Below are 11354 nucleotides of genomic sequence, written 5' to 3'. Positions count from 1 at the left end.
TTGTACGATTTTAGTGAAGACGCGCGGGAAACTTACGAACGCTCTCCTTTTCCCATCCTAATCTACCAACTGATTGGCGGGCAATACAAAGTCATTCTCTTATCAGATGGCTACTGCCAGATGGTCCAGTCAGACCGGGAATCAATGCTGGGCTATCTCAACCAACGCAGCTTCAACCGGATCCACCCGGATGACCGGAACCGGCTGCTGGCCTATTCTAGAAAAATGGGCCAGCAAGCCAGCGGACAGATGACCTATCGCCTGTCGATCGGCGGTCATTATCACCAGCTTTTAGCTTATTGCAAATCACAAATAACTAAAACTGGTCAAAAGCTCTTGGTCGTCCATTATTTTGATCTGACGACAGGCGGCAGTGACTTAATCGACAGCCTGGATCCCTATCTCAAAGCTCCTAAAAAGCATGACTTGATCGACGGACTGACCGGCCTGGCCAATATGACCAACTTCAACGAAAGTGGCGGCCACTACCTGCGCGAAATCATCAAGGACCGCGGCCAGGCAGCCGTGGTTATTCTGGACATCAAAAACATGCACGTCTACAACAACCGCTTTGGCTACCTCAAGGGCGATGCCTTCCTTTGCCAATTGGCCACGCTGCTAAAAAAGGAATTCCCGGATGCCCACCTGGTCCGCTACTTCCAGGACCAGTTTGTCATCATTACTGACTCCAGCCAGATTGACAATCAGCTGGTCAAGCTGAATCTGAAGGTCAAGGCACTTTCTGAAGGCCACCTGGCCACTATTCACTGCGGAATCTACCTGGCAGATGAAGCTAACGAGCTGGCCCTGGCCGCCGTTGACAAGGCCCGCTTTGCCCTGTTTGCCTCCAGCAATTCAAACCGGGTCTGCAACTACTATACGGCCAAAGTTCAAGAGAAAGTTGACAAGCGCGACTACATCCTGGGCCACTTCAGCGAAGCCCTGCAGAAGGGCTGGATCAACTCTGACGTGCAGCCAGTCATCAACCTCATGAATCACAAGATCGCAGCCTTTGAACTCCTTGCCCGGTGGAAGGATCCGGTCTACGGGACCATGTATCCAGAAGACTTTCTGCCGGTGCTGGAAGAAAGCCAGCTCTCCCACCTGCTGGACCTGCATATTTTGGAAGAAGCCTGCAAAATCTACGCCTGTCGCCGGAAACAAGATCTGCAGATCGTCCCCCTCGTGATCAATTTGTCCACCGATGACCTGGAAAACGAGCTTTTCCTCAAAGAAGTCAACCGGCTGATGCAGAAATACCAGCTGCCCCACAGCCAGCTGATCTTTGACCTGGCCGTTTCCAGTGCCTGCAAACCGGAAACGATCAAGCAGCTTTTAGCCGCTTTGGAAGACAATCACTACGCCTGTGCCTTTGACTGCGCCAGCAGCAGCTACCCGACCACGAACTTTTTGACCCACTACTCTTTTGAATTCATGAAGTTTGACCTGCTTTCGCTGAACCCGGTCCGCTCCAAGGAAGCCGCGGTTCTGTCCAACCTGCTCAGCGCCTGCAAGCAGCTGGGAATCCGGCCGATTTTTAAAAATGTGGAAAACAAGCTCCAGCTGGACTTCCTCAAGTCGGTTGGGGCCGTCTTGGTCCAAGGCAACTGCCTCTTTCCAGCCACGCCTTTCAAGGACAGCTTGAAGCTGCTCGGGCAAAAGGGATATTCAGCTCAAGGCCATGAGGAGCAGACCTTCTATCAAGAGATAAACCAAATCGACTTGCTGGATCCAGCCTACCGCTTCTTTGACCATAAGAAGCCTGGCCTGGGCAGCTCCGCTCCCGTGGCCGTCTACTTGATTGATGGCAACCAGGTCCGCCTGGCCTATCTCAATCCGCCCGCCCAGGACTGGGTGGCCAAGGTCAATGGGACGGAAAAAGACTATGTCAATGAACTGGAGCTGGGTCAAGACAGCAATAGCCTTCGCTTCTGGGACGCGGTCAAAAGCTGTTCAGAAATCGGCGACAGCTCTTCTTACGTCTTAACGGGGCCACACTTTCACTACCGGATTCTCCTGCAGCTGGTGGCGGAAAACGGCACGACCAAGGCCTTCCTCTCAACCATGGACGGGCAGCCAGTCCGCAATCCAGTCTTTTTGGACAAGGACAAAGGAAAAATCAAGACGGACAACCTTTGGGACGCTATCACCCAACAGATCAAGCTCGGCCTTTTCTGGAAGGACAAAGAGCGCAATTTCATGGGGGCCAACCAGCACTTTTTAAACTACTATGGCTTGTCTTTGCCTGAAGTAATCGGCCATAATGATAATGAGCTGGGCCTCAACATCCACCCGGAAAACTTCCAGGAAAGCGAAGAGCAGCTTTTGCGTGACGGGGTCCCAATCAGAGAACTGGGCAAGACCCTGGCCCGGGGAAGGGTTAGGGAAATATTGGTCTTTAAAGCGCCTGTTTATGACAAGGGACAGATCGTCGGCCTGCTTGGCTTCTTTACGGACGTGACCAACACCAGCAAGCGGATCAACCAGCTGGAACATGAAGCCGCCAGAGACGACTTGACCAGCTTGAAAAACCGGCACAATTTTGCCCGGGACTTCAACTACCTTACCGGCAAGCCGATCCTGGTCATGATGCTGGACGTCGACCACTTCAAGAAGTTCAACGACAATTTTGGCCACCTCTATGGCGACGAGGTCTTGAAGAAACTCAGCCAGCTTTTGCTCAAGATCTACGGAATCGGCCACTGCTACCGATATGGGGGCGATGAATTCTTGATTCTGCGCGACTTTACCGATATTGACACGGTTGAAAAGCAAGACAGGCAGCTGCGGATCGAACTGGAGCATGTGCAGATCCTGGACCTCTACATGAACATCACCGTCTCTGCCGGCTATACCTACGGGATCGCCCATAACAGCGATGAAATCAAGAGCATGATCCGCCTGGCCGACCACAACCTTTACCAGGTTAAGAAAAACGGCCGCAAGGGCAGCTGCGGCAGTCCCTACAAGCCTGCTTATTATTAACAAAAAGAAACAGCGTGGAAGCTTAATTTGCTTTCACGCTGTATTTTTATCTGTTGTTTTTTTGCAAGGAAATACTTTATTTTAGTCGGCTAATTCGACTGCCCGGCTGCTGGCCTTGCTTTTGTACAGGTGGATACCCAGACCCAGCAGGTAGCCGGCAATGCCAAAAGTCAGCCAGCCCAGCCCGAGTGAGAAGAAGGGCAGGTAGCGGCCGGCCAAGGCCAGGGCGGCCTTGGCAAAAGCAGTAGTGGAAATTACGCTTGGGGCCGCGTTCAAGCCGTCAAAGAGGGCCGGGATGATGGTGAAGTAAACCGCGAACTTGTAAACTGCCGGGTCATTGTTGAAAAGCTTGCTGGTCAAGCCACAGAAAATCAAGGCGATGGCCAGTGGGTAGAGGAACATCAAAACCGGGGTTGACCAGGCGATGATGGTGGTCAGGCCAACATTGGCAATGGCAAATGAGAGCAGGCAGTTGAAGGTCAGGAAAGTCCGGTAGGAAATTTTTGGAAAACGCTTATGGAAGTCCTGGGCGAAGGCAACTACCAGGCCGATGGCCGTGGACATGCAGGTGATGGTGGCTAAAGTAGCCAGGAGGGCTTCCCCGAAAGTGCCCAGGTAGTGGCGGGCGATTTGGGCAAAAGCAATCCCGCCGTTTTCAGACAATTTGAAGTAGTGCAGGCTGCTGGCGCCCAGGGCAATCAAGATAAGGTAGATGATGGCGATGCCGGCAAAGCCGATGGCACCAGTCTTGGCCAGGGCCAGGGAAGTTTCCTTGCCTTCCTTGAGCTTGAAGCCCTTGATGGCCGTAACGACCGTAATCCCGAAGGCCAGAGCAGCCAAGGCGTCCAGGGTGTTGTAGCCCTGCAGGAAGCCGTTGGTCAAAGGAGCAGTAAGGTAGTCGGCACTTGCCTGGGTGCTGCTGGCAGCCCCCATTGGCTTGAAGATGGCGATCAGAAAGATGATGAAAAGCAGGGCCAGGAAGGCTGGGTTAAGGATTTTGCCAACCCGGTCGGTGATCTTCCCTTCACTTAAAGAGCAGTAGTAAACGATGCCGAAGAAGATGGCTGAGTAGATCAAAAGAGCCCAAGGCTGCATCCCCTTTGAGAAGTGGTCAGAAAACATGGAGAAAGGCACAGTTGCCGTCCGCGGAGTCGCGAAGAGCGGCCCCAGGGTCAGGTGAACCAAGATCAAGAAGGCCAGGGCGAACTTTTTCCCCAGCGGCCGGGCTAAACCGAAGATCCCATCAGCCCGGGTAACGGCCAGGGCCAATAAGGCGGCCAGAGGGATCAGAGTCCCGGAAATGATGAAGCCGATGGCGGCGGGAAGCCAGTTTTTGCCAGCCATTTGCCCCAGGTGAACCGGGAAGATCAAATTCCCGGCCCCGAAAAACATGCCGAAAATCAAAGAGGCGATGATCAAATACTGTTTGCTAGTTAACTTTTTCATGATAAATCTCCTTGCAATCACTAATGATATCCGGAGATCAGCGCTAATCTCGAGTTGCTAAAAAACGAGTAAAAAAAAGTCCCTGCAGAAACGATTGTTTCTACAAGGACGCTTGCGCGTGTTACCACCTTTGCTTCACCGCTTTGTCGCCAAAACGGCCTTACCCCGTGCTGGCCCGTCGGCCAAGACGTTGTCGCTGTAAAGGGCGAACCCATTTGACACTTCGCAAAGACGTCGCGCCAACCACTCAGAGCCTACTTTCGCCTTGGACCCGTCTGCCGCTTTCCCAGCTGACCGCGGCTCTCTGTGAGACTTATGTCCGGGGCTACTCTGCTCTTTTCAGTGTTTCAACTCGTTTTTTAACTTGTTTATAATCTAATACTTTTCTCAGCTAAATGCAAGCTTTTTGTCCAAAAAAATTTAAATCAACCGCAAAAGGGCCACGCTGGCCACCCCGGTGACCACGATCCACATCAAGCTCTTGGTGAAATAGGCCACGACAAGTGTCGGCAGAGTCGCGGTCAGATACTGCCAGTCGACCTTGGGCAAATGCCCCTGCCTGGCCGTAAAAAGGCTGCCGAACCACAAGGTGGTCATGATGACGATCGGCACGAACTGCAGGAATTCCACCATCCACTTGGGCAGGCAGAATTTTTTCAAAATCAGGAAAGGCAGGATTCGCAAGAGAGTTACCCCGCCGCCGCAGACCAGAAAAGTTATCAGTAATTTACTCGAAAAAGACATGCTTGATCACCATCCCCACTAAACAACCGACTACCGTCACCACAATCGTGGCCACGCTGGCCGGCAGGAAGATCAGACCTAAGTAGGTCAGAACCATCGTTACCCCGATCATGACCAGCTGCAGCTCAATCTTGACCGACTGGTCGGTGATCAGCTGCAGATAGAGCAGCCCCAGGAACATGGCGACCACCGCGTAGTCCAGGCCCAGGGCCTTGGTGTCGGTGATTACGCTGCCGATCAAAGCTCCAAATAGGCTGGACAGGCACCAGGCGGCATAAGCCACGATATTGGCCGCGTTCAGCCAGTCATAGCTTAGCTTGCCCTTGGTATAATTCAGTTTGGTGATTGCCAAAGCAAAAGTTTCATCAGTTACCAGGCTGCCCAGCCAGAGATTTTTAACCAGTTTCTCGTCCTTGAATTTCGGTGCCAAAGTCATAGTCATCAAAAGCATCCGGGCACTCATCAAATTGGTGGCCGCGAAGATTGAAAACAGGCTGCTGCCGGCTGGAAGCATGCTGACCAGGGCGAACTCGCCCGAAGCCGTGTACACCAGCAAGGACATGACAAAAGTCTCCAAGGGACTAAAGCCGTTGGTATGCGCGATAATGCCAAAAGCGGTCCCGATCCCCACGTAGCCGAGCACGGTCGGCAGGGTATCCTTGACCCCGGTTTTGGCGTCTAATACATTGTTCAATTGTTTTCCCCCATGTTAATGATCAAATCATTGCTTTGATTTTAACACAGTTTCCCTTGAGCTGACGGGCTTTTTTGGCAATATGCATAAAAAGTTCTAAAGATTTCTTTGCAATTTGCCCCGGCGGGGACTGGGCACGACCTGCAGGCAGGTGGCCAGGATGATCAAGAGCCCGCCAATCATCTTCATGATGCCGAAGTCGCTGCCTAAAAGAGAAACCGATAAAATCGTCGCTACTAGTGGTTCAAAGGCTTCCAGCATGCTGGCCAGGCTGGCTGAGATATACATGACGCTGGACAGGTAAAGTGAGTAGGCGAAAACCGTACCAGCGATCACGATGTAGATCACCAGACTCCATTCCTTGACCGTAACCCCTTTGGCTGGCATGAGGGTCAAAGACGGGCTGAGGATAATCCCGCCCAGCAACATCCCCCAAGCCAAAATGGTGATGGTCCCGTACTTTTTGAACAGCTTGGCCGGCATGGCAATCGCTAGCGCCTGGGTCAAGGCACTGAAGAAGCCCCAGACCAGGGTATTGGGGGTAACGGCCAAATGAGATAAATTGCCATTGGTCACCAAAATCACCGTCCCAACCACTGCCAGCAAGATCGCGATCAAATCGATTCTCCGGGGCATTTGCCGGGTCTTAGCCGCCATAAAGCAGATGATCAAGACCGGGGCCAGGAAGACCAGGACGGTGGCTGTCGGCGCGTTTGAGGCCGCCACCGTATAGAAGTAGGTGAACTGGGCCCCGGTAATGCCCAATATGGAGAACACGGCCGCGTAAACCAGGTCGCGGGGATTTTTGAAAATGGCAAAGGTCCCCTTCCCCTTGTGAACCAAGGAGATGAGCAAGAGGCTTGCCCCAGCCAGCCAAGACCGGACGTCAACCAGCCAGAAGGTATTGATGTTGGGGTTTTGGTAGAGCATTTCCGCCGCGGTCCCCGAGGTTCCCCACAAGGAAGCACCAATAACTGCCAACAGGATTCCCAAATGCTTGTCTTTCATCTTCTTCACCGTCATCGTTTCACGTGTAACATTCTATTTCTGTCTGAAAAAGACAGATCCTTTTACATTATGACAGCTTTATGAGATTTTTGTTAGTCTCTTTCTAAAAAAGGCAAAATAAAAAGCAGCGAAAACGCTGCTTGAGTTTATTTCTGCTACTTCTTCTCTTCTTCTGCCTTATCAATCAGGTACTTGAAGAGGCGGTTCATGATGGCCGCTTCCGGGGCCGGGTTAGCGTGCATTTCTTCCGGGTGCCACTGAACGGCGATGATTTTGCCGTCAGTGCTTTCCAAGGCTTCCGGCACCCCGTCGCCGGCGCTGGCTGATTCAGTCAAGTCCGGGGCCACTTCCTTGATCAGCTGGTGGTGGAAGGAATTGGTCATGAGGCTGCTTTCGCCCATGATTTTTTCCAGGGTGGTTCCGCTCTTGATCTTGACCACATGAGTGCCCACGTCCGGCCGGGTGGCCTGCATGTGCTTTAAAGTATGACCTGGCCGCAGTGACAGGTCCTGCCACATGCTGCCGCCATGGGCCACGTTGATGATCTGGGCGCCCCGGCAGATGCCCAGGACAGGCTTGCCGGTCTCTTCTGCCCGCTTTAACAGGGCCATATCGAAGGCGTCCCGGTCCGGCCAGGTTTCCCCGCTCTTTTGGTCAACTTCTTCACCATACAGGTGAGGGTCAACGTCATGGCCACCGGACAGAATCAAACCGTCAACCAGATCCAGCTGCTGAAAGGCCATCTCGCTCCCGCCAGCGGTAAATGGAATTACCAGGGGAATCCCGCCGTTCTTGAGGACTGAGTCCACGTAGGCGGCATTGACATAGGTCCGGGGCTCGCCCATGAAGGGACCAGCCTGGATCGTGACTTCTGAACCAGAGATGCCGATAACTGCTTTTGCCATTTTTTATTCTCCCATGTCTACAAACTTCTCCACCGCCAAGGCGATACCGTCCTGGTTGTTGCTGGCCGTGACGTAGTCAGCCGCGGCCTTGATTTCGTCGATCGCGTTGCCCATGGCCACCTTAAAGACCCCAGGCAATTGGAAACCGGAGAGGTCATTGTTGTTGTCGCCAAAAATCATGGCTTCTTCCGGCTTGATGTTCAACAGATCCAGCAAAGTGGTCAGTGCCTTGCCCTTAGAGGTGCCGGGTGTGTTAAATTCCAGGCACTGGCGTCCGGAAGCAGAGATTTCGAACTCCCGCTCAGTTTCCGGACTGAAGCTGGCCTTGAACTTCTTCATCTTGCTTGGCAGGGAAACGAACTCACCCTTGATGAATTCGTAGTGCTTGCCAGGTTCAAGCCGCTTGACCCCCATGTTCCGGGCCCGGGCGGTAAAACCAACGCCAAAAGTGCTGGCGCCAGGCGCCACGTAAAAGTCCTTGGTGTCCATAAAGTAGGGACCCATGATCCCCTTTTGCTTCAAGCTAAGCAGGTGCTTGACGTTTTCGTCAGTCAAGGGGCTGGCGCTCAAGACTTCCCCGTCCATCCGCTGGACCAGGCCGCCGTTGTAGCAAATAGCAAAGTTGTCTGCCAGGTCCAGCTTGAAGGGCTCAAAGACCTTCAAGACGCCAGGCAGGGGCCGGCCGGACAGGGGCACCACGTAAATTCCCTTTTCCCGGGCCTTTTTCAAGGTCGCCAGGGTCTTAGGGCTGACCTTCTTTCTGGAAGTCAGCAGGGTCCCGTCCAGGTCCACCGCGATCAATTTAATCTTCATGCATGTATCCTTTCATCTTTGCTACTATTTTACGGCAAAAAGCGGCTGCCTCCTAGTCACTTGCACTAGTTGACTTGTGCTTGGTGTTTTGGCTGTTGCTTGGGCCCGGCTTAGTCTGCTGCTTGAGCAAGTACTGCTGGATCATCTTCACCACCTGCTTGTTCTGCGGCAAGCTGGAGTGCTGGGCTTCAGCCCCGGTGACGGTCATCATGGTGTAGCCTTTGACCTGGTTTTGGAAGATGTACTTGCCGGCTTCCACACTGCTTTCCGGCACGATCCCGTCAGATTCGTAGTTTTCCCCGCCGGATAGGGAGTAGACGATCAGATTTTTCGGCAGGCGCTTGCGGTACTTGATAAAGTCCGTCAGCATTTGCGTCTTGTACTTGGTGCTCTTTTCACTGAAGTTGTATGGCGAACCCAGGGTCATCAAACGCTTGATGGTGATTTCGTCTGAATAGTCGCTGTAGTAGTGTTCCAGCCAGTAGGTCCAGATGAGGCCCCCGTTTGAGTGGCCAAAAGCCTTGAAGTTGTTGAACTTGTAAGTCTTGGCAATCTCGTAAAAGGCATCGTCCAGCCAGCCGGCCTGCTTCTTGATATTGCTGTAGCCGTCATGGTTGTTTTGGAAGCCGACCACGATAAAGGGTTCATTGTCCCCTTTTTTAATTGAGCCAGAGTAAGTCAAGGTCCCGTCTTCACTAATTTCGACCTTGAGCAGGCTGTGCTTGTAAGGAGTGTTCTCGTTAAGCAGGTCAACCAGTTCGTTGAAACGGTTGACGGTGGCACTTGAGCCGGGAACCATGATTAAAGGCGACAGCTGGGACCTTTGCCGTTCAGCGTGTTCCTTGTTGGTCTTTTTCATCCAGGAATAGCCTGGAATGGCCAATAAAATGATGATCGTCAAGGCAATGACGATCAGTTTCCAGTTGCGGCTCTTAAACATGACGGTCATCCTCCATTTCATAGTCCTTCAGCAGGGCCTTGGTCCGGTTGTCCAGTTTAACGGCTGGAATCATCATAACCACGTCCAGGCAGAAGAGGAAGATACTGAAAATCAAGGTTGGCCAGTTGCCGTTAGTAGCAAAAAATGGCACCAAGGGCCCCGGCGTCCCGGTCAAAATCGGGTAAACCGGCGTTGGCACGATGTGCAAGGAAATCGCCAAAGCCGCGATCAGCATGTTCACGACTGGCACGAAAACCAGCTGGAGAACATAGATCGGGTTGAGGATTACCGGCAATCCGACCAAAAAGCCCCGAGGAGAGCTGAATAAAAGCGGCCAGAGGTTCATCTTGGCTACAGTTTCCGGTTCTTTGCGTCTTCCCCAGATCAAGATGGCTACGGCCAAAGCCAGAATAGCCCCGCAGCCGCCCATGACCCCGTAAGTCGAGATCAAAGATCCACCCAGGTATGGGTAAGGGATCTTCCAGATTGACCCCCGCCGCAAGACGTAAGTCAAGTTGGCGGTTGCCGCGGCTGAATTTTCAACATTGCTCAAATTGAGAATCGGGGCATCGATACCCAGCCAGCTGAGGAAGGAGGCCAAGGCTGTTGACGGTACTGTCAAAAGGAGGTTGTTGGAGTTCTCAACCGATGAAGTTACAGCACTCAAGCTGAAGTTAGCCTTAACCTTGCTGATGACGGCATAGAGGATCCCACCGACAATGACGCCGCCAATTACAGTGACCAGGGTTGGCTTCAAGGCCTTGATCGCCCGGTCCTGAACTAATTTGGTGTGTTCATAGTTGACAGACTCATAATCGGCTCCCAGCCAGTGAAAGACCTGCCCTACCCCATAACCCAGCAAGAGGGCAAAGAAGGCGTACTGGAAGCCTAAATAGCCCCCAGAGAGCAAAGAAATCCGCCCAGTCAGGCCCAGCTGAAAGAGGTAGACCATGACTAAGAGACTAGTTGTCGCACTGATCCCGGCCATCGTGGCATCTTTACGGTAAATTTTGGCCGTAAAAGATGCTGAGAAATAAACCGTGAACAGGCAAAAAAGGCCGAAGATAACTTCAACCACGGACTGCGACAGGCTGGTCCCGATGTCCCAGAAACGGTCGCTCATGATTTTGTCAAAATCAAATAAATTGTAGATAAAACTTTCCGGCGCGAAGACGCTGTCCTGCAAAACCTGGAAAAAGGCCCCGACCGTCGCGATCGGCATTAGAACAGCAAAAGTCCGCTGAGCCACTCTGAAAAAGGAGCGGCGGCGCAGCCAAATGCACCACTTAGCTAATTTGTCCATTTACTCTTCCCCCCACAAAAACTACTTTAATTATACAAATTCAAATTACGAATGAGCAAATTTTTCTCCGCTTTTTTCACAACAAAAACCGGACCAATTCCTGGCCCGGTTTAAAAAAGTAACAAAAGAAATGTATTTATTCAACACTGTTAGCTGTCTCAGTTGCCAATGTGGGGTTAACCAGCATTACCAAACCGATGATGAGTGTTAGCAATCCCATGGTAGCTGCCTGCTTTCTATGATGTTTGTGTTTAAAATTATAAGCTATATTTTTATTGTAACGGCCAAGCAGAAAAAATGCGAGTCATCTGCCCATCCTTAAGAAATGCTTTAGAAAAGTAAGTAACTTGTAACTTAAAAGAAAACAAACTGCAATTATCCTGTAATATGCATATAGAATTTAAGCAAAAAAGAAAACAGAGAATAAAACAAAAAGAGCCAGACTTCCGTCTGACTCTTGACTCGCGCGGCAGCTTCCTATCCTCGCAGGCAGTTTCCCACCAACTACTTTCGGCG

Annotated in this window: 9 protein-coding genes; 1 reads left to right on the top strand and 8 read right to left on the bottom strand. The window is 51.9% G+C overall.

What is annotated here, in order from left to right; all coding sequences use genetic code 11:
- Positions 1 to 2985, top strand: a 2985-nt coding sequence (locus tag ACI32D_RS02385) for a diguanylate cyclase domain-containing protein (RefSeq protein ID WP_439775054.1), incomplete at its 5' end; no start/stop codon positions are given.
- Between the two features lie 81 nt (positions 2986 to 3066).
- On the opposite strand, the gene brnQ is transcribed toward ACI32D_RS02385, so the two are convergent.
- The 8 genes from brnQ to ACI32D_RS02345 all read right to left on the bottom strand — a co-directional run bounded on the left by brnQ (position 3067) and on the right by ACI32D_RS02345 (position 10838).
- Entirely contained in the window at positions 3067 to 4431 is a 1365-nt protein-coding gene (gene brnQ, locus ACI32D_RS02380) for a branched-chain amino acid transport system II carrier protein (protein WP_439775053.1), read from the bottom strand.
- Positions 4432 to 4851: 420 nt separating this feature from the next.
- The gene (locus ACI32D_RS02375) at positions 4852 to 5175 is read right to left on the bottom strand and encodes an AzlD domain-containing protein (protein ID WP_439775052.1); all 324 of its coding nucleotides are present in this window, start codon (positions 5173 to 5175) and stop codon (positions 4852 to 4854) included.
- Positions 5159 to 5869 carry an AzlC family ABC transporter permease gene (locus ACI32D_RS02370; protein WP_439775051.1) on the bottom strand — a complete coding sequence of 237 codons (711 nt, stop codon included), beginning with the start codon at positions 5867 to 5869 and terminating at the stop codon, positions 5159 to 5161. Before ACI32D_RS02370 ends, ACI32D_RS02375 begins: the two co-directional genes overlap by 17 nt.
- A 96-nt stretch (positions 5870 to 5965) precedes the next feature.
- On the bottom strand, positions 5966 to 6877 hold the full coding sequence (locus tag ACI32D_RS02365; protein WP_439775055.1) for a DMT family transporter: 912 nt from the start codon (positions 6875 to 6877) through the stop codon (positions 5966 to 5968).
- 155 nt (positions 6878 to 7032) lie between these two features.
- On the bottom strand, positions 7033 to 7782 hold the full coding sequence (locus ACI32D_RS02360) for a gamma-glutamyl-gamma-aminobutyrate hydrolase family protein (RefSeq protein ID WP_439775050.1): 750 nt from the start codon (positions 7780 to 7782) through the stop codon (positions 7033 to 7035).
- Positions 7783 to 7785: 3 nt separating this feature from the next.
- Positions 7786 to 8595 (bottom strand): Cof-type HAD-IIB family hydrolase, encoded by an 810-nt coding sequence (locus ACI32D_RS02355; RefSeq protein WP_439775049.1) that lies wholly within the window; start codon positions 8593 to 8595, stop codon positions 7786 to 7788.
- A 52-nt stretch (positions 8596 to 8647) separates the two neighbouring features.
- Positions 8648 to 9535 (bottom strand): alpha/beta hydrolase, encoded by an 888-nt coding sequence (locus tag ACI32D_RS02350; protein WP_439775048.1) that lies wholly within the window; start codon positions 9533 to 9535, stop codon positions 8648 to 8650.
- Positions 9528 to 10838, bottom strand: a complete 1311-nt coding sequence (locus ACI32D_RS02345) for a PTS sugar transporter subunit IIC (RefSeq protein WP_439775047.1) — start codon at positions 10836 to 10838, stop codon at positions 9528 to 9530. Before ACI32D_RS02345 ends, ACI32D_RS02350 begins: the two co-directional genes overlap by 8 nt.
- Positions 10839 to 11354 lie beyond the last annotated feature (516 nt).

The sequence above is a fragment of the Lactobacillus sp. genome (assembly GCF_051873315.1).
GTDB lineage: Bacteria > Bacillota > Bacilli > Lactobacillales > Lactobacillaceae > Lactobacillus.
Note: the sequence above shows the minus strand (reverse complement) of the source record. Positions and strands in the feature narration are given on the sequence as shown.